This window comes from Filomicrobium insigne (assembly GCF_900104305.1).
GTDB lineage: Bacteria > Pseudomonadota > Alphaproteobacteria > Rhizobiales > Hyphomicrobiaceae > Filomicrobium > Filomicrobium insigne.
In genome coordinates, this window is the sequence record NZ_FNJC01000003.1 from 638,956 (window position 1) to 663,026 (window position 24,071).

Consider the following 24,071-nt stretch of genomic DNA (forward strand, 5'->3'; position numbering starts at 1 on the left):
CCGGCTTCAATTGAGGACCCGGCCGCTTCCTCTATTTGTTTGCTGGTCTTGCACCAAATCTTTGACGATAGCTCTGGGGCCCCTGCCAACCGGCTTGCGCAGGTGCAGCAAAATAAACACCCCGCGCGACAGCACGCGCCAGCGCGTCGCCTGCAGCGCAGCCGAGGGTGGTCAAGCCGATGATGGGATCTTTCAGTTCGACTTCGCCTGTCGCCATCGCGAAAACCAGATCTCCATCAAGCGGAGAATGCACAGGGTGGATAGCGCGCGCGAGACCGCTTTGTGCCATTACGGCCAACCGGTGAGTTTGACGCTTATCGAGCCGTGCGTTCGTCGCGACCACCGCTATCGTAGTATTTTGCCCCGGCCCACCCTTGAGAAGGGGTGGCGCGCCTTTGTTTTGATAAGAAACCGGAGGCCCGCGCCCGCCAAACTCCTCATCCTGTTCGAACGGCCATGCCCAGAAATGAGGGCTATCACCCATCGTAACGCACCCAACGGCGTTGACGGCCACCAGCGCACCCACCACCACACCATCACCAACATCTGCCGAAGCGCTCCCTAATCCACCGCGCAAGTTCGCGGTCGTTGCACCGAAGCCGGCGCCAACGCTCCCGATCTCGGCAGCCTCCCCAGACGCTTCGTCGCAGGCAGTCCGCGCCAGACGCTCATAAGGGTTGCGTTCCCCCCAGCTTTTGTTTCCCCCGTTTAGAAGGTCGAACAAGATCGCCTGCGCCACGATCGGAACGCGCGCGCCGGCGACATTCAAGCCGATCCGGCGTTCGGCCAACCAAGCTTGAACCCCGGTAGCCGCCGCCAATCCGAAAGCCGAGCCACCCGCCAGAACGATCCCATGCACCTCATCGACCGTACCAGCCAATCCCAAGGCCTCGATCTCACGGGTGCCTGTCCCGCCCCCACGGACATCCACGGCGGCAATGCAAGGGCGCGTCGGAAGTACAACCGTCACGCCGGAACAAATTGACGCATCGTGCGCGGAGCCAACTTGGATTTGTCTAACATCACAGATGTGATTGCGGAGAGCGCTCATTGTTTCATTCGAGTTGTGATCCGAAAATTCGGACCTATGTGAATTGACGGGGCTTTCGCACGAGGGTGCCGCAAAACGAACATGCAGGAGCCTGACGCAATCATGGTTGCGCCACGCCTGCAACACTTTGAGAAAGGAACCTTTGATTTCTGTGAGTGGGTCAAGATCTGAGCACAATTTCGGGCCCTATCGCGTGGCCGCCGGGAAATACCTCGCAGGAGGACGAGCCAGAAGTGTTCAAATCGCAACGGGAGCTCAACACTTTTAAGGACAGCAACTGAAATTGCTGCCTTTAAACGTTATCTGTCTACTAGGCTGAACAAATGAATCGCTGGACGTAAAAACCAATAGAAGGCCAGAGTTTTAGTTGTTCAGGATTTCAGAACTAAGGGAGAATGGAATGCTAAATGAGGTTCAACAAGAAGTCGCCGACTTAAACGGTCGGATCGACGCGTTGGAAGATCCACGCGAAGGCTATGCGATGGTCAAAGAATGCATCCGCCGCCGCCGCGAAGCTGGTCAGACAATCCCTGACGATCTGCGCCGTCTCGAAGCAGCGCTATTGAGAGATTGTTTGGCTCAGTCGCAAGGGCGCTGACTTATGCCAAGAGCGTGGGAGCGACGTGTTTTACGAGAGAGGTCCGTCTAACGCACCAAGGTGGCTTACGTGCTCATTCTTAAGCCGGTATGCCACATGAAATAGAGATAGCAATTATACACATATCGGTTTCGCTAATTTAGAGCACGCCGATGAAGAATACGCAGAATTTGGTTTGGCCCACATAAGAGAGCCGAAACGCGATCTGCGCGTTCTCTGCTAGATATTTTCAAAAATAGCTGATGGCAGAAATCGAACACATTGGTTCGGAATGCGAATGACCGCTATTTGAAAAACAACGATTTAAAGAAAGCGCGCGAAAAACAACGCGCCATTAGGTGGGATTTATCTCACGAATGCCCCAACCTATTATCTATTCCATCAGACAATCTACGAGCACATCTTTTACCTGGCCGGCCCAAATCGGCCGAGTGTGGGCCGGCGCTTCATGCGCGTGTGCGCTATCGCCAGATAGAAGCACACTATAAATCCCGCGAAACCAATCACACGGCCAATCCATCTCGTATCAAATGCTGCGCAGCACAAAGTTTCTTAACAAAAAAGCGCCTCCGAATTTCGGAGGCGCTCGCGTCGATAGCTATCAGCAATACGAAGATCAGTTTTCGACGTACGAGATCCGATCCCCGTCCACCTTCTTCCAAGTGTACATCGTGTAATCCAACCGGTTTACGTCGCCTTTGTCGTTAAAAGCGATATCACCAATAACCGTATTGAACGTCTGTCCCGATCGCATCTGATCTGCCACCTTCTTAGGCTCGGTGGACTTGGCAGCTTCCGCAGCCTGCTTGAAGATCTGAGCAACGGCGTAGGAATAAAGCGTGTAGGCCTCAGGCGTGATGCCTTTTTCCTCGAATTTCTTGAGAGCTCCAGCCGCTTCCTCGCGCTTGCGAGGATCGGGGGCAAACGTCATCAACGTCCCTTCGGCAGCCGGGCCGGCGATGGAAGCGAACTCATCCGTGGCGATGCCGTCACCCGACATCAGCGTGGCATTGAGCCCCTGGTCGCGCATCTGTCGTGCGATCAGTCCAGCCTCGGTGTGTACACCTCCAAAATACACGAGCTGCGCGCCAGCTTCCTTCATCTTGGCGATCAGAGCGGAGAAATCCTTCTCACCACTATTGATGCCCTCGTAGAGAACTTCTTGGATGCCGGCCTCGTTGAGCGCTTTCTTGGTTTCATCGGCTAAACCTTTGCCGTACGTCGTCTTGTCGTGAACGATAGCGACCTTCTGATCGGCCAAATTGTGGGCGATGTACTGCCCGGCGACTGTGCCCTGCTGATCGTCACGTCCGCACACCCGAAACACGTTCCACAAACCACGGTCCGTAAATGTCGGGTTGGTCGATGCCGGCGACACCATCAGCATGCCGTTCTCGTTGTAGACGTCCGAAGACGGAATGGAGACGCCAGAGTTGAAATGGCCGATGACGAATTTGACGCCTTCCCCGGCCATCTTGTTGGCGATGGAGACACCCTGCTTTGGATCGGCGTTATCATCTTCGATAGAAAGCTCGAGCTTTTTGCCAAGGATGCCGCCCGCTGCGTTGATATCCTCAACCCCCTGAACCGCGCCGTTCTTGAGCTGGGCACCAAAAGCCGCGTCTTTGCCGGTGAGCGGTCCGGCGACCGCGATCTTGATTGCTTCTTCCTTAGCAACCTCAGGAGTGTTGCTGTCACCGCACGCCGCCAGCGCAAGGCCTGTGGCAAGGGTCAAGCCAACGAGACAACCTAATCGCATTTACAAGATCTCCATGTGTTCAAACTGCTGGATGGCGGACAAAATCCGCAAACGAAGTGCTGCCCCAAAAGAAAAGTCTCATCATCCCTTGGCTGTGAATGGCTAATGTTGAGCCGAAATTTGCCCGCTTGTCACCAAGTGTCGGGTATCAGCATCCAATTTTAATCCGCACGCATCCCAATCCGGTCAACTCCGACGTTGCCAGCTTATCAAGCCGGTTCGCCTAAAGAGCCAGGGGTACTGGGACTGCATTTGCGTAGAGCGTGTCTGCCGGTATCCGAGCCACGCAATGGCAGCGAGGACCACAAAATCCACGCCGACATGCTGAAGAGAGAGAAAGACCTCATGAAAGAGCGCGTAGTGGATAAAGCGCACAGCCAACGTCATGAGACCCATATAGAAAACAAGCTGCCATAACGGCTTCCAGGTTAGGGCGACAGCGCGCCCCGTTGCCCAAGAGGCCGCCCCGCCGAGTATGACCGTGGCAAACAGGAATACGGCGAACGCGTGGGGTTCAGCCGGATAAAATGTGTCCATAAACCCTCCCTTTTCCCACGATCAGCGCTGCAACCGCAGACGCAGAGCCGCAATGGGCGTCAGTGCCGTCCACCTTCCAGATAAGCCTCGCGGACCTCGGGGCTGCGAAGCAATTCTGCCCCTGCGCCGCTCATTGTAATCACGCCGTTGACCATCACGTAGGCGCGATGCGCCAGCCGCAACGCATGATAAGCATTTTGCTCAACGAGGAAGATCGTGACGCCATCGCGTTGATTGATTTCAGCGATGACCTCAAAGATCTGCTTCACAATTAATGGCGCTAGCCCGAGAGAGGGCTCATCCAACAACAAGAGTTTCGGTCGGCTCATCAGGGCACGCGCGATCGCAAGCATCTGCTGCTCACCGCCAGAAAGCGTGCCGCCGCGCTGATGCAACCTTTCCCTGAGGCGCGGGAACAAGCTCGTCACATAGTTGAGGTCATCGTCAAAATGACGAGGATCCGCGAGCCCTGCGCCCATCTGGAGGTTTTCGAGCACAGTCATGCGCGGAAAGATACGCCGCCCCTCCGGAGACTGCGCGATCTTAAGGCGCGCAATGTCATGCGTCGGCATGCGCGTGATATCGCGCCCCTCAAAATGAATGCTGCCGGTTCGCGCCGCAGGGTCTCCGCAAATCGTCATCATCAGCGTCGATTTGCCAGCCCCGTTGGCGCCGATCATTGTGACGATTTCGCCAGCATAGACATCCAGATCTACGCCACGGAGCGCCATAATGCTCCCGTAGTAGGTGCGAACGCCTCGCACGCATAGCATTGGGGCATCCCCGGCATTTTCCCATGATGGATCGTAAGGAAGCGTCATTGTTCGAACTCCGCTTCCACCGCGAGAACTTCCTCATCCTCGACACCCAAGTACGCCGCGATGACTTTCGGATCATCGCGGATCTCCGCAGGTGTGCCATCTGAGATTTTGATCCCGTATTCGAGCACGATGACGTGGTCGGAAATCTCCATAACCACGCTCATATCATGTTCGATCAAGAGCACAGATGTACCGGTCTCAGCCCGAATCTCGAGAATCAAAGCCTTTAGGTCAGCGCTTTCTTTCGGATTAAGACCCGCTGCAGGTTCATCGAGACAGAGCAATGCCGGTTCGGTGCACATCGCTCGGATAATCTCGAGACGTCGCTGATCCCCGTAGGGAAGATCGCCCGCTGGGTCGTCCGCGCGATGCAGTAGCCCGATTTTGTCGAGCCAATAAGCCGCTCGATCAACCGCAGTCCGCTCGGCATCCCGGAATGACTTCGCTCCCACAAGCCCCAAAAGGGAATAACCAGACGCGCGGTTAAGTGCGTTGTGTTGCGCGACAATAAGATTCTCGAGAACTGTCATGCCTTGGAACAGCCGGATATTCTGGAATGTTCGCGCAACTCTCGCTTTTGCGTTGATCTCTGAATCGCCCATCCGCTCGAGCAGATAGACTTCTCGGTCAGGGGAGCGAAGATATCGCCGGGGACTATCCGTAACGGCGGCTAGAGCGGCATCCACATCACCACCGCCGCCGACAAGCGCGATACGTCCGCCTGTCGGTTTATAAAAGCCGGTAAGACAGTTGAATACTGTCGTCTTACCTGCGCCATTGGGCCCGATCAGCGCTGTGATCTGACCACGGCCGACGGTGAACGATAGATCCTTGACGGCGACCAAGCCACCAAAGCGCATCGTCAAATTCTCAACCAGCAATAAGGGCTCATAAGCACCGCCCACCATTACCCGTGCCCCTCCTTCACCAGGGCCCCGGAAATGGCCTTCTTCTCTCGAAGGAAAATTGACGGCTCCCGCTTTGAAATAAGTCCGCGCGGCCGCCAGACCATCATGCCGACCATCGCAAGCCCGAAGACAAGCATCCGATACTGAGCAGGGTCGAAGGCGGGGCCAAACAAAGCCTTGAGGAAGCCGAGCTCTCGCAGGATTTCTGTGCCGCCAATCATGGCAATGGCCGCGATCGCCACGCCGATCTGGCTACCCATCCCACCCAATACAACGATAGACAGAATTACCGCGCTTTCCATGAACTCAAACGACTTCGGACTGATGAAGCCCAGCCGCGCGGCAAAAAAAGCGCCGGCAAAGCCGCCGAACATTGCGCCGATCGAAAATGCCGTAAGCTTCGTCAGAACCGTATCGATACCGAGAGACCTACATGCAATCTCGTCTTCCCGCAGCGCCTCCCAAGCACGCCCGATCGGCAACTTCCGCAGACGCACCGTGATCCAGTTCGTCAGCAGAGCCATGGCGAGGATCAAATAGAAAAGAAAGAAGAGCCTGTGCAAGGGAGTGAAGGTCAGCCCGAACGTGGCCGCGAACCCTTCATCAGAGGCATTGAAGGGAATGCCGAAGAAAGTCGGCCGAGGAATACCGGAAATGCCTGCTGCACCGCCCGTCACGTCCACCCAGTTGATCAACACCAGCCGGATGATTTCGCCGAAGGCGAGCGTGACAATCGCCAAATAGTCACCGCGCAGCCGCAGCACCGGAAATCCGAGCAAGATCCCCCAGAACGCAGCAAAGATGCCTGCAAGCGGCAAGCACAGCCAAAATGAAAAACCGAAGGTGGTAGACAGCAGCGCTGTCGAGTAAGCGCCGACGGCATAAAAAGCTACATATCCGAGATCCAGCAGACCGGCGAGGCCAACAACGATGTTGAGCCCCCAACCCAGCATCACGTAGATCAAAATCTGGATACCGAAGTTATCGATCCACTTGAGCGCGCCACCCGGTCCTGCCAATGCGACAGCAAGAAACGGATAGGAAAGCAGCCAGATAAGCCCTATCCAGCGAATATGATTGACACTGAGGCCTGTGCGGCTCCCCAAGCTCGACATCGCGCCGATGGCGGCGCTGCCGCCACGCGAAATGTAACCGCCAAACAGGTTCCATGCGAGCCGCGCAAAAAACGCGATGCCGCACGCCCAGGCCACCAAGCCCCAACGTGGCTCAAGAATGAGCCCGGCTGTAAGATGCTGATAAGCGTTGAAAGCAACGAGCGGAAATGAAAGCCCAAACGTAAGCAGAGCCAGAAAGCCGGCGTCTTTCACAGCGCCCAAAAAGCCGGGCGAGGCCTGGAGGTCGGCGGGCTCGCGCCGCTTGCCGGTCCCCACCATTGGTTCAGACCTTCTCTACGTCGGGCTTACCGAGAATACCCGAAGGCATGAAGATCAAGGTGATTGCGAGAATGGAAAACGCTGCGACGTCTTTGTAATCGATCGAGAAATACGCTGACCAAAGAACCTCGATCAAACCGATCAACAAGCCCCCGATCACCGCTCCGGGAAGCGAACCGATACCGCCGAGGACCGCTGCGGTAAAGGCCTTCACGCCTGGCACGAAGCCATCAGCAAAACTAACGACCCCATATTGAACAAGATACAGTACGCCGGCCACAGCAGCGAGCGCAGCGCCCATGACAAATGTCAGCGAAATAGTGCGATCGACATTGATGCCGAGCAAGGCCGCCATCTTGCGATCCTGCTCACACGCCCGCTGAGCGCGTCCCAAAGACGTCTTCTGAACAATGAACCAAAATGCAGTGAGCAATACGACCGTCGTCCCCATGATGAGGAGCTGTTTGTAGGCCACGGTTACGTTCCCGTCGATCATAGGCAACGTAAAGCTTCCATCAATGATGGGAGGTATGGACTTGTTGCGAGGCCCTTGCACGAGCTGCACAAAATTGACCAGGAAAATTGACATGCCAATCGCTGAGATCAGCGGCGCCAGTCGAAACGAACCGCGCAATGGGCGATAGGCAACTCGTTCGATGGTCCAGCTCCATAGAGCCGTGAGAGCCATCGCCGCCACGAGCACGATAATGAGCGCCAGCGCGATCGCAAGCCCGCCAAAAAGCGATGTGATCAGCAGGAATAGAATGAGGCCGATGAAGACAGAGACCATGAACACATCGCCATGGGCGAAGTTGATCATGCCGATGATGCCATAGACCATCGTGTATCCGATGGCGATAAGCCCGTAGACCGACCCGAGAGTAAGACCGTTGAGCAGCTGTTGAACGAAATAATCCATAAGGTCTCATCGGTTGAATTGAGCAAAATTATGCGGTCGCCGCCGACCTTAATTTTCATAGTGTCTAGGCAATAGAGAGGAAAGCTGCAATTTTGAGCAAAGGTGCGATTATGGACAGGCGTGTTGCATCCTAGTGAGGCGAAAGCCCATAGAACAATGCACCTCAACGCGGCAAACACCGTGCGGCAGTCGGACTTCATAGACTGTTGGTAACAATCTTAGAGCAAGTTGTGCGAGCCGTCGCAGTAGGGTTCGTCATCCGTCGTTTTGCACCCACACAAATTGTAAGTACCGGACTCAGCGGGAACAAAGCGTAACGGTTGAATATCGGTCGCGCTATGTGCGCCATCGCAGAAGGGCTGTTTTTGAGAGCGGCCGCAACGGCAATAAAAGTAGGCCTTACCCCCGACAAGCTCGACCTGATAGGGGCCCTTCTGGGCAACTACGCTTTCATCCGACACGTCACATCCTCCCCGACGTCAGGCCATTGGCCCGCCTGTGCTCAAAATCTAGCCTTCGCCATTAGCGGCTCTACTCATTGAGCACAAGGCCGCGCACCGACACGGGCATCCTATTCTAACGATTGCCAAGTGCCACCCACGTCACAAAAAAGGCCTGTCCAGTTTGGACAGGCCTTGTGATCTCGATCCCGATCTGACTATAGCCGTCAGCCGACCGTGACCGAAACCGTCGTCGACAACGTCTCGCCGGCGTCGTCCACCCAGGTGAGTTCGAGCGCCCCAGGCTTGGTCACCTTCATGTGGAAGGCGATGTACGGGTTTGCCGAGATTCCCGGGTAGAGATCACCGCTGAATACCGGCTCTCCTTCAAAGGTCGCTTTGAACGAGTGGATGATATTGCGCGGAATGACTTGGCCATTCTTATCCTTGCGCAGCCCGGTTTCCATCACGTGGCTGACCAGCGTCTTGACCTCGATGACGTCACCGACCTTCGGGTTCGCAGGAGAGATTTTCGCGCGGGGTTTATTGTTAGACATTGCTCTGTTCTCCTCCCGGCTAACCGCCGCATCCGCCGATCGTCACCTTGACCATCTGCTTGCCGACCAGAAACTTGCCATTGCTCAGCTCAGCAACGGCCACAATCTCCTGGGTCTTTGCGAGACGCATACGGCCTGAGACGTCCGCGGTACCGGACAGTGGCGTGAAATGAAATGTTGCGATCATTGGCTGAGGATTTCCGGTCGAAAGCAAATGAACTGCTTTGACGTAATCATCCTTAGACATTGCGCTCTCAACCGCGATCGAAAATGGGACGGTATTCCCATTCTCAGCAATTTCAGGCAATGTGATTTCTACGCCGCTATCACCGGTTTCGGCATCGCCAACAATACTTTTAAAAGTGGCATCGAAATCCTGCGGTTTTTCGGCGGAGGCTGGAATTGAGCGGAACAATGCAAAAATGGCAGCCGCAGCACCTGCGCCCACCACAAACTGACGCCGGTCGAGCGTCTCCAAGTGCAATTGCATGACCATGTATCCGGGCCTCCTTCCCGCAAACACTATGTATCAACGTCGTCTGAGCATCCCCGATATCAGCGGCTATAAACCAAGCCACTCATTCAAAGCACGTTCGGCGCCATAATCCCCCGCTCACGACGTATTTAATAGAGGATGTAGGGGTTTTCAGTAATCTGCTTCTATATAGGCAAACACATTACTTAAGCCCAGGCCGCTTTCACATATAGCGAACAAGGCGAACAGAACTATGTCAAAAAGTCTTACGCTGCAAATTGCCAAGAGAGTGAAACGCGCGCGCGCACCCTCGTTTCTCGCGCTTTGGGCGATCGCCTTCCTCCTCGCAATTGATCCCGTAGCAACGTTCGCCGCGCCTCAGGCTGGCAAGCTGGGTCTGGTGATGATCGAAAAGGACGACTGCAGCTATTGCAAGCTCTGGGACAAAGAGGTCGGGCGCTACTATCCCTCGACACCCGCGGGCCGGTATGCGCCCTTGGTCAAGCTTGATATAGACTCATCAACCGCGCAGCGCTTCCAACGCGTCGTCTACACGCCAACCTTCATTTTGGTGCGTAGCGACGGCAAAGAGGTTGGCCGGATTATCGGTTATCCAGGCAATGAATACTTCTGGTCTGCGTTGGAAAAATTGCTTGGCCAAGCTGGCATCCGCAGTGACGATAAAGAACTCCCGGCGGTCGTAAGCCCAATCATAGACAAAACTCCTCTCGGTGTTTCCAGAGCTCAGACGCCGGCCATCTTGCCCGCGCAATAGTGACGATAGAGGACTTCCACGATTTCGCGCGCCGCAATGTCCGCGATTGAATAATACGCAAACTGTCCACGCCGCTCGACGGCCACAAGGCCATGCAGACGCAACCGCGTCAAATGTTGAGACGTCAAGCTTTGCTGCGCGCCGATCGCCTCGGAGATCTCGCTGACAGTCTTTTCTCCATCCATAAGCAGGCACAAAATCATCAAACGATGCGGGCTACCGATGGATTTGAGCAGCTTGGCCGCCTCTAAAGCCGCCGCGCGCATCGCATCGAGAAAGTCACCATCCGGGGCTCCCATGGCTTCTGGTTCAACCGAACCATCACTTTCCAATACCACGTCGTTCTTCTCCCGTGCCACCTGCAACTAATATTGGGGGCTCGCGTTCGCCGGTCACGGCGGCCTTTGGCGCCACTCGAACGCCATGTGAATATGTGGCTATACTTGCTCCCGTGGCAAATGCACCGTCCAGCGCGATAACGTGCACAAACGGACGGTCGCCTCCATGCCAGCATGAGTATTGGAATTGGACCGATCTAAAGGTCGAATTTCACTGCGAAAAATATCTTTCCAGGCTGTCAAGCCGAGGTTAACGCGCCGCACTATATTATGGCCAAGAAATTCGGCCCACTGATATGCGCTTAGCTTGAAAAACAAGGCACCTTCGGCTGGCACACATAATTCCGCATGGTGGAGAACCAACTGATGTTGTTTGTTGTCGTCCTCGTAGCAGTGCTGTGGGTCCTTGCGATCCGACGCGCCCCTCTGACGGTCTGGGCGGGTGTAATTGCTATTGCAACTTTTCTGGCGCAATCCGACCTGATTGACGGTGTTGCCCGCGCACCGGAGTTTGGAGCCACCCAGCTGCTCGCCTGGATTCCAGCCATCGTGCTGGCCCTGCTGACGTTGCCCGCTGTGCGCCGTGCCGTGTTGATCAAACCGGCTTATGGCCTCCTCAAAGGCACACTCCCCAAAGTCTCGGACACAGAAACGCAGGCGCTTGAAGCCGGCACCGTCGGCTTCGACGCTGAATTGTTCTCCGGCCGTCCGGATTGGGACAAACTACGTGGCCTTCCTCCAATCGTGCTGACAAACGAGGAGCAGGCCTTTCTTGACGGGCCAACTGAAGAACTCTGTGGGATGATCGATGATTGGCGGATACGCTTCACCGAGCGCGAAATTCCCCAGGAAATCTGGGATTTCGTAGCCCAACACGGCTTCCTCGGGATGCTGATCTCCAAGGAGCATGGCGGGCTTGGCTTCTCCGCCCAGGCCCAGTCGCTTATTCTCGGAAAAATCGCATCACGCTCGCCGGATGTCTCCACAATCGTCATGGTCCCCAACTCCCTGGGCCCAGGCGAACTCATCGAAAAATACGGGACCACCGAACAGAAACATCACTATCTTCCGCGCCTCGCAAAGGGTGAGGAGATCCCTTGCTTCGCGCTGACGGGCCCAACGTCGGGCTCCGATGCGGCCGCGATGCGTGACATCGGCCACGTCTGCCGCGGCCTCTACAAAGGCCAGGAAGTCCTGGGCATCCGGCTCAACTGGGACAAGCGCTACATTACGCTCGGCCCCAAGGCGACGCTGCTGGGCCTGGCATTCCGGCTATTCGACGAAGACAACTTGCTCGGTAAAGGCACCGATGTCGGCATAACCCTAGCGTTGATCCCTACCTCACACTCAGGTGTAGAGATCGGCCGTCGACATCTGCCTTGCGGTCAGGCTTTCCCCAACGGTCCGACCTGGGGCAAGGACGTGTTCATTCCCATAACCTGGGTAATCGGCGGGCAAGCGCAAGCCGGCAATGGCTGGCGCATGTTGATGGAATGCCTTGCCGCGGGCCGCGCTATTTCACTTCCGTCCTCCGCAACGGCCGGAACAAAAGCGATGTTGCGTCTCACGAGCGCCTACGCACGCATTCGCAAACAGTTTGGCGTTCCCATAGCCCGTATGGACGGCATCGGTGAACCGCTCGCGCGATTGGTCGAGTCCGCCTATGTCAACGAAGCCGGACGTGCCGTAACGGCTGCCATGGTATCGCGCGGTGAACGACCCTCCGTGATTTCCGCGCTGATGAAATACCAGACCACCGAACGCATGCGTCGCGCCGTCAATGATGCGATGGACATCCACGGTGGTCGTGCGATCTGCGATGGGCCACACAATTATCTGCTCTCACCCTATCAGATGGTCCCCGTGGGGATCACCGTTGAGGGGGCTAATATCCTTACGCGCACATTGATCACGTTCGCGCAAGGCGCGTTGCGCTCGCACCCGCATCTCTACGATGAAGTCAAGGCGATCCAGAATCCGGATCGTGCTGCGGGGCTCAACGCCTTCGACAAAGCCTTCTGCGGACACATCTCGTTCACGATCTCAAACATCGCTGGCGCTTTGTTCCACAACCTCACCTTCGGCGCGTTCGCTGGAACGCCAGACAACGTCGGCATGCGCGAACGCTGGTATCGCCAAGTCTCCCGCCAGAGCCGAAACTTCGCCCTGTTGGCCGACATGATGGTCATATCTCTCGGCGGCGGGTTGAAAACGCAGCAAAAACTAACCGGCCGCATGGCCGATGCGCTCTCTGAACTTTATTTGGTTTCGTGCGTACTGAAACGCTTCGAGGATGATGGCCGCCCGCCGAGCGACAAACCTCTCGTTGAGCTGGCCGCCCGCAACGGGTTGTTCCGTTGCCAGGAAGCCTTGATCGGCGTGATCGACAACTTCCCCATGATGCCGATGCGGTTCATTCTGAGCGTTCTGGTCTTCCCGTTCGGCCGTCCCTACCGCCCGGCATCGGACCGTCTCGCGAAAAGCATCCTGCCGCTCGCTCTTGAGCCGGGTGAAGCGCGCGATCGCCTGACGCGCTACATCTACGTCAGCGATGATGCCGATGATGCAGGCGGATTGCTCGAGGTTACCCTCACAAAGGTCATCGCGGCCGAACCTGCAGAAAAGAAGCTGGAACGTGCTATCCGCGCCGGAACGGTCCGTCGCTATCACGGACTGGATTGGTACGCCGAAGCCGTCAGCAAAGGCGTTCTGACCCAAGCAGAAGCCGATCAACTCCGCGATGCGGATCAACACGTCGCTCGCGCGATTGCGGTTGACCACTTTGACCCTGCCGAACTCAAACCCAACTATGAAGTAGCTGACCGCAGTGAATCGCGGCTGGCGTCCAGAGCGGCCGAGTAAGCGTGGCCAAGGAGAACGACAGCAAATGACGACCGAAACAACTGCGGCGGATCTGACTGGACTTAAGGACTGGCGCTTCGAAGTGGACTTCGAAGGAATCGCCTGGGCCATCTTCGACCGCGAGAATGAATCGGCTAACGCGCTAGGGCGCCGCCCCCTCGAAGAACTTGGCGAAATCATCGATCGCGTCCAATCCGGTGCGCGCGAAGGCACGATCCGCGGTCTTGTGATCATGTCCGGCAAGCAGAAGAGCTTCATTGTCGGAGCCGACATTCGCGAATTCGCCGACCTCAAAACCGAACAGCAGGTGATCGAGGCGCTAAAGCCGGTCAATACGTTGCTCGATCGTATTGAGGCAATGTCCGTTCCGGTCGTCGCGGCCATCCACGGTGTGTGTGTGGGCGGTGGGTTGGAGCTGGTCCTCGCGTGCCACTACCGCATCGCCACGCGCGACGATGCGACCCGTGTAGGCTTCCCCGAGGTCAAGCTCGGGATCTTCCCGGGCTTCAACGGAACCGCACGCTCGATCCGACAAGCCGGCGCGCTCAATGCCATGCAGGCGATGCTGAAGGGCTCGATGATCCGCGCCAGCGCAGCGCGCGCTCAAGGCTTCATCGATCAACTCGTCGAAAGTCGCGGAGCTCTGCGTTGGGCAGCCCGCAAAGCCGTTCTTCAGAACCGCAAGTCGAAGGCCAAAGGAGGCTTCGCCGGCTTGTTGGCCAAATGGCCAGCCCGCGGATACCTAGCTGGCAAAATGCGTTCCGAAACAGCCAAGAAGGTTCGGGAAGACCACTACCCTGCTCCCTTCCGATTGATTGATCTGTTTGAGCGCTACGGCGGCAGCTACGCTGATATGAAGCGTGAAGAAAGCCCCGCGTTCGCTCCTTTGATGGTGTCGGACACGTCGCGCAATTTGCGCCGTGTCTTCTTTCTTTCCGAAGCATTGAAAGCGCAGGCTCCCAAGCAATCTTCCTGGAGGCCGATGCGCGTCCACGTTATCGGTGCCGGCACTATGGGCGCTGATATCGCCGGATGGTGCGTGGCATGCGGCATGGAGGTTACGCTGCAGGATCTGTCGGTAAGTCAGATCGAAAAGGGCATCGCTGCACAGAGCAAGCTGTTCAAGCGAAAATTCCGGACCAAAGCGCAGCAAGACGCTGCAAAGGCTCGTTTGATCGCAGATCCCGACGGGCGCGGTGTACCTCGCGCCGATGTCATCATCGAAGCCATCATCGAAAAGCTCGAAATCAAACAAGCGCTGTTCAAGGAACTCGAAGACAAGGTCAAGCCTGACGCCCTGCTTGCTTCCAATACATCGTCCCTCAAAATCGAGGATATTGCCGCGACGATGGCCGACCCGGGCCGTCTCGTCGGTATCCACTTCTTCAACCCGGCCGCGCAGATGCCTTTGGTCGAAGTCGTTCGCGGTGAAATGAGCCGCCAGGGCGAAGTCGACAAGGGTGCGATCTTCGTTGCTGCGATCGACAAGTTCCCGCTCGTTGTGAAGTCAGTCCCAGGCTTCCTCGTCAACCGTGTTCTCGCACCCTACATGATGGCTGCTATGGCTCGCGTCGATGCGGGTGAGGATAAGGAAAAAATCGACGAAGCCGCGCGCGCTTTCGGAATGCCTATGGGCCCCATCGAATTGGCCGACACAGTCGGGCTCGATGTCTGCGCGAGCGTTGGCCAAATTCTGGGCCTTGGCGACGAAGTCTCTGGCGCCGCCAAACTCGTCAAATCCGGCAAACTCGGCAAGAAGACCGGACGGGGCTACTACGTCTGGAAAGACGGCAAACCCGAAAAGTCCAACGACAAACGTTGGGACAAGGCCGATATCAAGAAGCTCGGCCGTGAACTCGTTGAACCGTTGATCGCGGAAGCGGAACGAGCGCGCGATGACCACATCGTCGCCAATGCCGACCTTGTCGATGCCGGTGTGATCTTCGGAACTGGTTTCGCTCCGTTCCGAGGCGGCCCGCTACATTTCAGGGCAAGCGAACAGGCGGAAGCCGCCGCACGCGACGCTGCCGAGTGACCATAGTTATGATCCTTTTGGAGGCCCCACCCCAATGAGCAAAACGCTACGCCGAGTCGCCATCATCGGCGGCGTCAGAATTCCGTTCTGTCGTTCGGGGACGCTGTACGCTGATCTGTCCAACCTCGACATGATGACAGCAGCTCTTTCCGGCCTCGTCGATCGATTCAATCTGAAAGGGGCCCATGTCGACGAAGTCGTCGGCGGGGCCGTTGTCACGCATGCCAAGGATTGGAACCTGGCCCGTGAAGCGGTGCTGAGCACGACCCTCGCGCCATCCACACCGGGCATCACCATGATGCAGGCATGCGGCACAAGCCTGCAGGCGGCAATGGGGATAGCCGCCAAGATTGCGGCAGGTCAGATCGAGAGCGGCATTGCTGTGGGATCAGATACAACCTCAGATCCGCCTATCGTCTTCAGCAAGAAGTTTGCGCGCCGTATGACCGAGATGGCCGGCAAGAAGACGGTCATGGAGCGCTTTAAGGTGTTTAGCGGCTTTCGGCCTGGTGAACTCGTACCGCAGCCGCCGCAAACCAGCGAGCCACGGACGGGCCTTTCAATGGGTCAGCACTGCGAACTTATGGCCAAGAAGTGGGAGATCCCTCGGGTCGAGCAGGATGAGCTGGCCTACGAAAGCCACAAGCACGCAGCCGAAGCCTATGTGTCTGGTTATATGGACGATTTGGTCGTGCCCTGCGCCGGCGTTTTTCGCGACAACAACATTCGAGAAGATATCAGCCTCGATAAGCTCGCGACTCTGAAAACCGCTTTCGACAAATCCGACACCGCAACGTTGACAGCAGCCAACTCCACCCCCCTGACCGATGGAGCAGCAGCTGTGCTCCTCGCATCGGAAGAATGGGCGGCTGAACGCGGCTTGCCAATCCAAGCTTATCTCGTCGACGCGCAACACATCGGTAATGACTTCGTATCCGGCGACGGTCTTCTCATGGCGCCAACGATCGCGGTGTCCAAGCTGCTTGATCGTAACGGCCTCACGCTTCAGGACTTCGACTTCTACGAGATCCATGAAGCCTTCGCGGCCCAGGTTCTCGCCACACTCAAAGCCTGGGAAGATCCGGAATATTGTAAAAACGTACTTGGCAAAGATGCGCCTCTAGGGTCCATCGATCGCACCAAGCTCAACGTCAAAGGCTCATCCATCGCCGTGGGGCACCCTTTTGCCGCGACCGGGGCACGTATCATGGCCAACCTCGCCAAGCTGCTCGATCAGAATGGCGGCCGCGGATTGATCTCGGTTTGCACAGCCGGAGGTATGGGCGTGGCGGCGATTCTGGAAAGCCCCAAAGCGAAAACGATGGACGTAGCAGCCTGATAACGTTTCAACACTCCCGTTTCGCATGCCACGCCGCAATGCGAGACGGGACCGTCATAATGCGCTAAGCCCTCTGCTCGAAGACATCTACGAGCACAACGACGGAAGAGGGCACCATGGCGGGCAGCGAGGACAAACACGCCAAGCAGATCGCCGCGGCGACCAATCTCGTAAAGCGCTTGGCGAACCGCCTCAACATGGATGCCAGTGTGCGACTGTGGGATGGTTCACGCCATCCCCTCGGCCAGAACGTTACGAGCGATTTCGAAATTAAAATCGCCTCGCCAGGCGTGATCACCTCGATCCTGCGCCGGCCGACGCTGGACACCATCATCCGCCAATACGTCAATAAGGGCATCGACTATTCGGGCGGTTCGCTCATCGACTTTGGGGCGAACCTCAACAAAGGCAATCGCTCAGCCAAACTAACGGCCATGGATATCGCCAAGGTTATCGCCCAGTTGCGTCCATTTCTCTTCGCCTCTAGCGAGCCGCCGCCCGAGGAAGGCGCCTTCGGCGGCAACATCACCGGAGCAAACCGCGCTGCTGGCGAAAACAAGGAATTTATCGAATTCCATTACGACCTGACGAATGCCTTCTACGAGCTCTTCCTCGATCCGGAGATGGTCTATTCCTGCGCGTACTTCACGGATTGGACAAACGACCTCGCCACCGCGCAGCATGACAAGCTGGACATGATCTGCCGCAAGCTGCGTCTAAAGCCCGGCGACAGGTTCCTGGATATCGGCTGCGGCTGGGGCGCGCTCGTAGCGCACGCAGCAAAAAACTACGGCGTTACCGCCCACGGCATTACGCTTTCCGTCGAGCAGTTAAGCCACGCGGAAGAAAAGGTACGCGCCCTCGGGCTTCAGGACCGGGTGACGTTGGAGTTCATCGACTACATCGATCTGACTGGCACGTACGATAAGATCGCATCGGTCGGCATGTACGAGCATATCGGTCTCGATAACATTCCGACTTACATGCGCAAGATTCGTTCACTGCTAAGCGAAGACGGATTGTTCCTGAACCACGCCATCTCCCGGCGCGCAAAGAAACGCCGCAACCTTTGGCCGGATCGCTTGCGTCCCGAACAGCGCGCCCTTGCAAAGTACATCTTTCCTGGTGGGGCCCTCGACGACATCGGCAACACTGTTCAGCAGATGGAGCGCGCCGGCTTCGAAGTTCAAGATGTCGAAGCCTGGCGCTTGCACTACGCGCGCACCTGCACCCTATGGCATGATCGGCTCATCGCCCAAAAAGACGCGGCGATCGCCATCGTCGGCGAAGCGAAATATCGTATTTATGTCGCGTACTTAGCAGGTTGCGCCATCAGCTTTAACAGGGGAACGGCGCGATTATACCAGACGCTTGCTTCGAAGTCGGCGAAGCGTCCACCGGCACTGCCGCCCACCCGAGCCGACCTTTACCGGTGATAGGCATAAAGAACGCCCCTGTTCGGACTACTCAGTTCGCTGCGCGGCGCTGACGTTCTTCCTCCTTGAGCTCCTTTTTGGAAAGTTTACCGATGAGCGTCTTCGGCAATTCCTCGCGGAACTCGATAACGGAGGGCATCTCAATCTTTGAGAGCTTGGGCTCAAGGAACGTCATAAGATCTTCTTCGGTAACCTCGGCGGCATCCCTGAGTTTGACGAAGGCCTTAGGCGCTTCACCCCGATAGGAGTCTTCGATGCCGATAACGGTGACTTCGACAACATCGGGATGCGCATAAATCGCATCCTCCACGCGGCGCGGGTAAACGTTGAAACCCGAGCAGATGATGAGGTCTTTCATCCGGTCCACGATGGAAAAGCGGCCATCCTCATCCATTCGCGCAACATCGCCGGTCCTCAGAAAGCCGTCCTTGGTGAAGACCTTTTCCGTCTCTTCGGGGTTCTTCCAATAGCCCATCATGACTTGGGGGCCCTTGACGCACAGCTCGCCCTTCTCGCCTGTCGCAACCTCCCGCTCGGGATCATCGACATCACGTAGCGAAATAATGGTCGCTGGAACCGGTAACCCAATCGAATTGCTCCGAGCCGTCCCATCGATGGGATTGCACGTCACAACAGGAGAGGTTTCCGACAAGCCGTAGCCCTCAACGAGAGGACAACCGCACAGCTCTTCAAATCGCGTGCGCACCTCCAAGGGCAACGCCGCCCCCCCCGAGATGCAATATTTCAGCGAACTGAGATCGTAAGAGCTCAATTTCGGATGGTTAATAATAGCATTGAAGAGCGTCGGCACTCCCGGCATGACCGTCGGTTTGCTCGAGTGAATTAACGCTAGCGTATCGTTCAGACGAAAACGGGCCATAATGATCATGGACGCCGCCGTCTTCACCGCCACGTTCATCACCGCCGTCATGGCGAACACGTGGAAAAACGGCAAAACGGCGAGAAAACGTTCCTCACCGTGCGCTAACACCGGACCCCAGTCACTGACTTGCAGTGTATTGATGTAGATGTTGGCATGGCTGAGCATGGCGCCTTTGGGTACGCCGGTTGTGCCACCTGTGTACTGGAGGACCGCGAGTTCCTTGTCGGGATCAATCTCGCGAAGCACGGGCTTTCCGCCAGGTTTCCTGACGTCGGCATCCAGAAGAATCTTATCGCTGACCGGTGAAGCCGTTGGACGGGCCAGATCGTGCCACTTGAAAAGCTTGAAAAGCGCCGCTTTCGTCGCAGGCAATAATCCAGGGAACGACCCCACCACCGCCTGCTTCAGTGTTCCATTGCTGATCAGCGCCTCGACTTTGTCGAACAGAATGCGCAGATCCAAGGTGACCATGATCTCGGTATCGCTATCGACCACCTGCGCACTGAGCTCTTCGACCGTATAAAGCGGGTTATAGTTAACAACCACGCCTCCAGCCTTCAGGATGGCAAAATAGTAAACGATATACGTAGGCGAGTTCGGAAGCAGGAGACCAACTCGGCTCCCAGCCCCGACGCCAAGAGCCTGCAGGCCCGCCGCGGTTTCGTCTACAAGCTTGCTAATTTCACCGTAGGTAAGCTTTCGACCCAAAAAATCGGTACAGATATTCTCAGGATGAGACGAGGCAGCCTCGTCCAAAAGCACGTAAATTGGCGCGCTCTTGTACGTTCGGTACCAGTCGACATTCTCTGGATAGCCCTTCAACCACGGCCATTCAGCCTTGGATTGAGGTGATACTGCGACATCATGGCTCGTCATTGCTGGTTTTCACTCCCCGCGCAGACGGCTAAGTCCTATGACCGGAATATCCTTCAGGTCTGCAACAAGCCGTAGTAGGCGTAAAGGATATTGCCACGGGCCTACTGAAGGAATAGCTAAGCATTCATACAATACGTTTCCATCGGCGAACGCCATCAGCAGAGCTGATCGTGCCTGCATCGGGAACGTGGACGTAACGTGCGATACAGAACCGGCACGCATCTTGCGATATCGTCATCGTGGCCGCCATAATGACGGTCACGAAGGTAAGGTCGGTCGCGGCTAGACTTGCTCGGCGATTGCGTATATGTCACGCCGCAGCTGTCATAGTCCTGGGCCTTCAACTGTCAGAAACCGAAATTTAAGGGTCCCCTTGTTTAAAGACTTAGGGGAGGAGAGCGAGATGGACGAAGTCGCATCGAAAATTGTCGATATTCTGAAGAAGCATATGAAGGAGCCGAGAGACGATATCGCACTCTCGACAGAACTTCAGGACTTGTCGATCGAGTCATTAGATCTCGCGATGATTGTTTTCGATATCGAAGACACCTTCGGTATTGAGATCCCCTACAACGCCAATGAAGACGTCGAAGACTTTAAGACAGTCGGCTCTGTTGTCGATAAGGTCCGCGCGCTCGTCGAAGCCAGCAGCGGTGGTGCTGCAGCTGCGAAGGCTTGACCTGTCCGTGATCTCCGCATTCACGCGTGAAGGCGGAGTTCCCTGACGGACTCGTCGCGCCACGGCGCGCCAAACCATGTTAGCGCTATTGTACGGGGTTCGCTTTTTAACGGGTCCTGCGCCGGAGAATTGGAAAAACAATGACTGAAACGAACGGCAGGCGCCGCGTCGTCGTGACCGGTACTGGAGTCGTGACTCCGATTGGTACCACCGTCCCAGAGTTTTGGGATTCGATGAAGCAAAGCAAGTGCGGCGTAAGCGAGCTTGGCGGCTTCCCGTTAGAAGATCTCAAAATCCTGATCGCGGCCCAGATCAAGAATTTCGACCATAAGGCCCGTCTGAAGCACTTCAGCCGTGACAAGATCATCATGCACGCTGACCGCTACTCCTGGTTCGCGGGTGCGGCGGCAGATGAAGCCGTCAAGCAATCGGGCCTCGAGATGCCCGTCGCTGACCCGTACCGGACGGCATGCATCATCGGCTCCGGTGCCGGAGGCCTAACCACCTACGAAGAGGCCTATCGAAATCTCTTCATCCACAACAAGCGCGCGACCCATCCACTGACACTTTTGCGGATCATCGGTTCGTCGGCAGCAGCGCACGTCGGTATCGAATACGGCATCAAGGGCCCGACCTTTGCGACGTGTTCGGCTTGCTCCACAGCAACCCACGCAATCGGCTTGGCGCTTGAATATATCCGTCGCGGCGTTGTCGACGTCGCAATCGCTGGCGCTTCCGAATCCGTCATCAACTACGGCACCATGAAAGCCTGGCAGGCCCTTCACGTTCTGTCGCCGGAAGGCTGCTTCCCGTTCGACAAGAAGCGCAACGGTACGGTGCTCGGAGAAGGCGCCGGTATCCTCGTCATTGAAGAGCTGGAGCACGCCCGCAAGCGTGGCGCGAACATCCTGGCTGAGATCGTTGGATACGGCAGCACTTCGGACGCCCGCGATATGGTCAACCCCGGAGTCGAAGGCCCGAGCGAAGCCATGCGTCTCGCACTGCTTGACGCGGAGCTTGAGCCGGAAAAAATCGACTATCTCAACGCGCATGGCACGGCGACCGCCATCAACGACGAAAACGAGACGAACGCCATCAAGCAAGTATACGGCGATCACGCCCGTAAGCTGGCAATCTCGTCGACGAAATCGATGCATGGCCACCCGCTAGGTGCGGGCGGTGGCATCGAAGCTGTCGCGTGCATCAAGGCAATGGAAGAAAACTGGGTCCCGCCGACGATCGGTCTGACCGATCCAGATCCAGCCTGCGATCTCGATTACGTGCCCAACAAAGGCCGCGAAATGGAGGTCACATACACAATGTCGAACTCCTTCGCCTTCGGCGGCCTGAACGCGGTTCTGGTCTTCGGCCCAGCACCGGCTGCCTGACGATCACGCGCAGATAACGTGGCCGGGCAGCTGCTCGGCCACAACTTCTGGGATAGCCGGTCATGCCGACGAACTTCCTGCGTTCGCGCGACAAGCCCCCACGTCCCCAGCCCAAACCAACCTCGCGCGCACCACGCATCATTGAGATAACTGCGGGTAAAGCCAAACTCCGCGCCCAACTGCTCGATACACCGGGAGCGGACCGCATCTGGGCGGCATTGCCGCTATTCTCGACTGCGGAACGCTGGGGCGACAGCCTTCATTTCGAAATTCCCGTACGCAGTGGCCGGGAACGCAACGCGCGGTTAAACGGAGAACATGGCTACATATACTTCTGGAGCCATGAAGAACGCCTCCTAATCCCGTTCGGCCAAACCCCCATCTCGCGCTCGGGCGAAATCCGCCTCCCCTCCCCCTGCAACGTTCTGGCGCGGGCCATAGACGACACATCCGTATTGCAGAGCGTGACGCCCGGTGAGAAGGTAACAATCAAGGCCGCAGCGAACGGCTGAAATCAGCGTGACGTACTTGGGAGGGTTCGATGCGCGAAATTCTCATCCGTTCGGGAGAGGTGGCGATCCGCGCACGCCTCCTCGACACACCGACCGCTAATCGGATCTGGGAAAACCTGCCGATATACGCCAACGCCCGCACCTGGGGCGAAGAAATCTACTTTGAAGCCCCAGTTGAAAATGTCCGCGAGCCTGACGCACGGGACGTCGTGGAAGCCGGTGAGATCGCCTTTTGGCCAGACGGCGTCGCCATCGCAATCGGCTTTGGGCCGACCCCCATTTCCCGTAAGGGTGAAATCCGACTCGTTAGCCCATGTAACATCTGGGCCCAGGCTCTGGACGACGTGCGCCAATTGCGCGGCGTACATGCAGGCGAGCATATTGCGATCATCGAAGCCGATAGCTGAAGCCACTACTCAATGAGAAGCGACAGACGCTCTTTGAGCTCTTCGGCAAGCTTGTCGAGCGGATTGACGTCGAGCGGCTCTATGGCATCAAGGACGTCCAAAAAGCTATCAGGATTCAATTGAGCAATCGGAAGCTGCTTGGCCCAGCCATTGGCTGAAAGCCATTCCCGGTACGAAGCCTCGTTTGCCGGTAGAGCCCACCCACGTGGCGTGACCGATACAACCGGACGGCGCATCCACACGCACTCGGAAAGCATCGTGCTTGAATCCGCAGTACAGACGATAACTTCGGAGTCGGTCAGCAAGGGTCCAAGAGTGCCCGGTCCCACCTGCCTGATATCGATGAACTGCTGCACCGCCCTTTGCGGTCCCGTCATCCCGGCAAGCATTCCCGACACGAGATCCGGCGTTCTCGGCGCATTAGAAACGATCCAACGCGTCCCCCAGAGTTCTGCACACTCGGAAATGAACACCAGAAGCTCTCGCCAGTCTTCATCCGTGTAGCGCACCGTTCCCGCATCTCCACCAATGATGAGACCCGCGACACGTGGAAAGTCCCCTGGCGCTCGAACGGGCCTTGACCCTGCTGCTTCCGCTTCGTCCGGATTGTTCGAACTGGGCTTCAAAGTCATCAGGCGGTTGGGGCCCTTCGCCTGCTCCGCGTAAGATGTAAGCACGAGCGAGAAGTCGCTCGGGCGATAACGGCGCAGAGAACCATAGAAAACATTCGCAGCACCCGTCACACGTGCAGCGGAGATATTGGCCGCCAATGTATCTCCGCCAGCAGACACGATAAGGTCGGGAGAGCCCAAGGCATGCGCGTCAACGCCATAAACCCGACGCAGGATTTGCTCAGGCGATACGCCATAATTGACGAGGTAGGAGAGCGCACGCGCAGGTAACCACCAGGGACGCTCAACCTGCATGCGCCGAAGATTGACCTCGCGTACCTGCGCAATCGCGGTCACGATGCCCTCTGACAGGGAATAATGGCCCGGCCGGCCATCCGATAAGATCAGGGCTTCGAGCGCGCGCATCGCATCCCCGGTTTGCTTCACCAATCGAGGTCGACTTGGAAAACG

Annotated in this window: 23 protein-coding genes; 10 read left to right on the top strand and 13 right to left on the bottom strand. The window is 56.9% G+C overall.

The window, feature by feature from the left end:
- Positions 1 to 31 precede the first annotated feature (31 nt).
- Positions 32 to 1,051, bottom strand: a complete 1,020-nt coding sequence (locus tag BLS30_RS13075) for a P1 family peptidase (RefSeq protein ID WP_046478656.1) — start codon at positions 1,049 to 1,051, stop codon at positions 32 to 34.
- A gap of 400 nt (positions 1,052 to 1,451) precedes the next feature.
- Here BLS30_RS13075 and BLS30_RS13080 point away from each other — a divergent pair, with 400 nt between their 5' ends.
- The gene (locus BLS30_RS13080) at positions 1,452 to 1,649 is read left to right on the top strand and encodes a hypothetical protein (protein ID WP_046478655.1); all 198 of its coding nucleotides are present in this window, start codon (positions 1,452 to 1,454) and stop codon (positions 1,647 to 1,649) included.
- A 616-nt stretch (positions 1,650 to 2,265) separates the two neighbouring features.
- Here the strand turns inward: BLS30_RS13080 and BLS30_RS13085 are convergent.
- The 9 genes from BLS30_RS13085 to soxY all read right to left on the bottom strand — a co-directional run bounded on the left by BLS30_RS13085 (position 2,266) and on the right by soxY (position 9,480).
- Positions 2,266 to 3,408, bottom strand: a complete 1,143-nt coding sequence (locus tag BLS30_RS13085; protein WP_082101146.1) for a branched-chain amino acid ABC transporter substrate-binding protein — start codon at positions 3,406 to 3,408, stop codon at positions 2,266 to 2,268.
- A 186-nt stretch (positions 3,409 to 3,594) separates the two neighbouring features.
- Complete coding sequence (locus BLS30_RS13090; RefSeq protein WP_090229282.1) at positions 3,595 to 3,945, bottom strand: DUF6867 family protein; 351 nt, start codon at positions 3,943 to 3,945, stop codon at positions 3,595 to 3,597.
- A gap of 59 nt (positions 3,946 to 4,004) precedes the next feature.
- Complete coding sequence (locus BLS30_RS13095; protein ID WP_244512429.1) at positions 4,005 to 4,766, bottom strand: ABC transporter ATP-binding protein; 762 nt, start codon at positions 4,764 to 4,766, stop codon at positions 4,005 to 4,007.
- Positions 4,763 to 5,674 carry an ABC transporter ATP-binding protein gene (locus BLS30_RS13100; protein ID WP_046478652.1) on the bottom strand — a complete coding sequence of 304 codons (912 nt, stop codon included), beginning with the start codon at positions 5,672 to 5,674 and terminating at the stop codon, positions 4,763 to 4,765. The genes BLS30_RS13095 and BLS30_RS13100 overlap by 4 nt, the downstream gene beginning before the upstream one ends.
- Positions 5,674 to 7,068, bottom strand: coding sequence for a high-affinity branched-chain amino acid ABC transporter permease LivM (gene livM, locus BLS30_RS13105; RefSeq protein WP_046478651.1), 1,395 nt, complete (start codon positions 7,066 to 7,068; stop codon positions 5,674 to 5,676). Before livM ends, BLS30_RS13100 begins: the two co-directional genes overlap by 1 nt.
- A gap of 4 nt (positions 7,069 to 7,072) precedes the next feature.
- A complete protein-coding gene (locus BLS30_RS13110; protein ID WP_046478650.1) occupies positions 7,073 to 7,987 on the bottom strand; it encodes a branched-chain amino acid ABC transporter permease in 915 nt (304 codons plus the stop codon).
- 218 nt (positions 7,988 to 8,205) lie between these two features.
- On the bottom strand, positions 8,206 to 8,448 hold the full coding sequence (locus BLS30_RS13115) for a CDGSH iron-sulfur domain-containing protein (protein ID WP_076605334.1): 243 nt from the start codon (positions 8,446 to 8,448) through the stop codon (positions 8,206 to 8,208).
- 206 nt (positions 8,449 to 8,654) lie between these two features.
- Positions 8,655 to 8,984, bottom strand: a complete 330-nt coding sequence (gene soxZ, locus BLS30_RS13120; RefSeq protein ID WP_046478649.1) for a thiosulfate oxidation carrier complex protein SoxZ — start codon at positions 8,982 to 8,984, stop codon at positions 8,655 to 8,657.
- 19 nt (positions 8,985 to 9,003) lie between these two features.
- Positions 9,004 to 9,480, bottom strand: coding sequence for a thiosulfate oxidation carrier protein SoxY (gene soxY / locus BLS30_RS13125; protein ID WP_244512430.1), 477 nt, complete (start codon positions 9,478 to 9,480; stop codon positions 9,004 to 9,006).
- A gap of 232 nt (positions 9,481 to 9,712) precedes the next feature.
- Here soxY and BLS30_RS18225 point away from each other — a divergent pair, with 232 nt between their 5' ends.
- Positions 9,713 to 10,234 carry a thioredoxin domain-containing protein gene (locus BLS30_RS18225; protein WP_210184034.1) on the top strand — a complete coding sequence of 174 codons (522 nt, stop codon included), beginning with the start codon at positions 9,713 to 9,715 and terminating at the stop codon, positions 10,232 to 10,234.
- On the opposite strand, the gene BLS30_RS13135 is transcribed toward BLS30_RS18225, so the two are convergent.
- A complete protein-coding gene (locus BLS30_RS13135; RefSeq protein ID WP_244512431.1) occupies positions 10,204 to 10,572 on the bottom strand; it encodes an ArsR/SmtB family transcription factor in 369 nt (122 codons plus the stop codon). The two genes, BLS30_RS18225 and BLS30_RS13135, sit on opposite strands and share 31 nt — an antisense overlap.
- 366 nt (positions 10,573 to 10,938) lie before the next feature.
- Between BLS30_RS13135 and BLS30_RS13140 the strand changes: the two genes are divergently transcribed.
- The 4 genes from BLS30_RS13140 (at position 10,939) to BLS30_RS13155 (ending at position 18,244) form a co-directional block, all read left to right on the top strand.
- On the top strand, positions 10,939 to 13,434 hold the full coding sequence (locus BLS30_RS13140) for an acyl-CoA dehydrogenase (RefSeq protein ID WP_090229284.1): 2,496 nt from the start codon (positions 10,939 to 10,941) through the stop codon (positions 13,432 to 13,434).
- Positions 13,435 to 13,459: 25 nt separating this feature from the next.
- Positions 13,460 to 15,469 carry a 3-hydroxyacyl-CoA dehydrogenase NAD-binding domain-containing protein gene (locus tag BLS30_RS13145; protein ID WP_090229286.1) on the top strand — a complete coding sequence of 670 codons (2,010 nt, stop codon included), beginning with the start codon at positions 13,460 to 13,462 and terminating at the stop codon, positions 15,467 to 15,469.
- A 34-nt stretch (positions 15,470 to 15,503) separates the two neighbouring features.
- Complete coding sequence (locus tag BLS30_RS13150; RefSeq protein ID WP_090229288.1) at positions 15,504 to 16,808, top strand: acetyl-CoA C-acetyltransferase; 1,305 nt, start codon at positions 15,504 to 15,506, stop codon at positions 16,806 to 16,808.
- Positions 16,809 to 16,924: 116 nt separating this feature from the next.
- Entirely contained in the window at positions 16,925 to 18,244 is a 1,320-nt protein-coding gene (locus BLS30_RS13155; protein WP_052743945.1) for an SAM-dependent methyltransferase, read from the top strand.
- 31 nt (positions 18,245 to 18,275) lie between these two features.
- Here the strand turns inward: BLS30_RS13155 and BLS30_RS13160 are convergent, their stop codons facing one another.
- Positions 18,276 to 20,003: a long-chain-fatty-acid--CoA ligase gene (locus BLS30_RS13160; RefSeq protein WP_090229290.1), complete on the bottom strand. Its 1,728-nt coding sequence runs from the start codon at positions 20,001 to 20,003 to the stop codon at positions 18,276 to 18,278.
- Between the two features lie 403 nt (positions 20,004 to 20,406).
- Between BLS30_RS13160 and BLS30_RS13165 the strand changes: the two genes are divergently transcribed.
- The 4 genes from BLS30_RS13165 to BLS30_RS13180 all read left to right on the top strand — a co-directional run bounded on the left by BLS30_RS13165 (position 20,407) and on the right by BLS30_RS13180 (position 22,989).
- On the top strand, positions 20,407 to 20,682 hold the full coding sequence (locus BLS30_RS13165) for an acyl carrier protein (RefSeq protein WP_046478643.1): 276 nt from the start codon (positions 20,407 to 20,409) through the stop codon (positions 20,680 to 20,682).
- Positions 20,683 to 20,822: 140 nt separating this feature from the next.
- Complete coding sequence (locus BLS30_RS13170; protein WP_046478642.1) at positions 20,823 to 22,070, top strand: beta-ketoacyl-[acyl-carrier-protein] synthase family protein; 1,248 nt, start codon at positions 20,823 to 20,825, stop codon at positions 22,068 to 22,070.
- A 62-nt stretch (positions 22,071 to 22,132) separates the two neighbouring features.
- Entirely contained in the window at positions 22,133 to 22,582 is a 450-nt protein-coding gene (locus tag BLS30_RS13175) for a cyclophilin-like family protein (RefSeq protein WP_052743946.1), read from the top strand.
- 29 nt (positions 22,583 to 22,611) lie between these two features.
- Positions 22,612 to 22,989 (top strand): cyclophilin-like family protein, encoded by a 378-nt coding sequence (locus tag BLS30_RS13180; protein ID WP_046478641.1) that lies wholly within the window; start codon positions 22,612 to 22,614, stop codon positions 22,987 to 22,989.
- Positions 22,990 to 22,994: 5 nt separating this feature from the next.
- Here the strand turns inward: BLS30_RS13180 and BLS30_RS13185 are convergent, their stop codons facing one another.
- On the bottom strand, positions 22,995 to 24,047 hold the full coding sequence (locus BLS30_RS13185) for a mitochondrial fission ELM1 family protein (RefSeq protein WP_139165347.1): 1,053 nt from the start codon (positions 24,045 to 24,047) through the stop codon (positions 22,995 to 22,997).
- Positions 24,048 to 24,071: the final 24 nt, after the last annotated feature.

Bases quoted from the DNA above. Each gene is read 5' to 3' on its own strand.
- BLS30_RS13165 (WP_046478643.1), top strand. From the start codon at position 20,407: ATGGACGAAGTCGCATCGAAAATTGTCGATATTCTGAAGAAGCATATG.
- BLS30_RS13140 (WP_090229284.1), top strand. From the start codon at position 10,939: ATGTTGTTTGTTGTCGTCCTCGTAGCAGTGCTGTGGGTCCTTGCGATC.
- BLS30_RS13110 (WP_046478650.1), bottom strand. From the start codon at position 7,987: ATGGATTATTTCGTTCAACAGCTGCTCAACGGTCTTACTCTCGGGTCG.
- BLS30_RS13085 (WP_082101146.1), bottom strand. From the start codon at position 3,408: ATGCGATTAGGTTGTCTCGTTGGCTTGACCCTTGCCACAGGCCTTGCG.
- BLS30_RS13175 (WP_052743946.1), top strand. From the start codon at position 22,133: ATGCCGACGAACTTCCTGCGTTCGCGCGACAAGCCCCCACGTCCCCAG.
- livM (WP_046478651.1), bottom strand. From the start codon at position 7,068: ATGGTGGGGACCGGCAAGCGGCGCGAGCCCGCCGACCTCCAGGCCTCG.
- BLS30_RS13150 (WP_090229288.1), top strand. From the start codon at position 15,504: ATGAGCAAAACGCTACGCCGAGTCGCCATCATCGGCGGCGTCAGAATT.
- BLS30_RS13100 (WP_046478652.1), bottom strand. From the start codon at position 5,674: ATGGTGGGCGGTGCTTATGAGCCCTTATTGCTGGTTGAGAATTTGACG.
- BLS30_RS13145 (WP_090229286.1), top strand. From the start codon at position 13,460: ATGACGACCGAAACAACTGCGGCGGATCTGACTGGACTTAAGGACTGG.
- BLS30_RS13080 (WP_046478655.1), top strand. From the start codon at position 1,452: ATGCTAAATGAGGTTCAACAAGAAGTCGCCGACTTAAACGGTCGGATC.
- BLS30_RS13180 (WP_046478641.1), top strand. From the start codon at position 22,612: ATGCGCGAAATTCTCATCCGTTCGGGAGAGGTGGCGATCCGCGCACGC.
- BLS30_RS18225 (WP_210184034.1), top strand. From the start codon at position 9,713: ATGTCAAAAAGTCTTACGCTGCAAATTGCCAAGAGAGTGAAACGCGCG.
- BLS30_RS13170 (WP_046478642.1), top strand. From the start codon at position 20,823: ATGACTGAAACGAACGGCAGGCGCCGCGTCGTCGTGACCGGTACTGGA.
- soxY (WP_244512430.1), bottom strand. From the start codon at position 9,480: ATGGTCATGCAATTGCACTTGGAGACGCTCGACCGGCGTCAGTTTGTG.
- BLS30_RS13095 (WP_244512429.1), bottom strand. From the start codon at position 4,766: ATGACGCTTCCTTACGATCCATCATGGGAAAATGCCGGGGATGCCCCA.
- BLS30_RS13090 (WP_090229282.1), bottom strand. From the start codon at position 3,945: ATGGACACATTTTATCCGGCTGAACCCCACGCGTTCGCCGTATTCCTG.
- BLS30_RS13160 (WP_090229290.1), bottom strand. From the start codon at position 20,003: ATGACGAGCCATGATGTCGCAGTATCACCTCAATCCAAGGCTGAATGG.
- soxZ (WP_046478649.1), bottom strand. From the start codon at position 8,984: ATGTCTAACAATAAACCCCGCGCGAAAATCTCTCCTGCGAACCCGAAG.
- BLS30_RS13155 (WP_052743945.1), top strand. From the start codon at position 16,925: ATGGCGGGCAGCGAGGACAAACACGCCAAGCAGATCGCCGCGGCGACC.
- BLS30_RS13075 (WP_046478656.1), bottom strand. From the start codon at position 1,051: ATGAGCGCTCTCCGCAATCACATCTGTGATGTTAGACAAATCCAAGTT.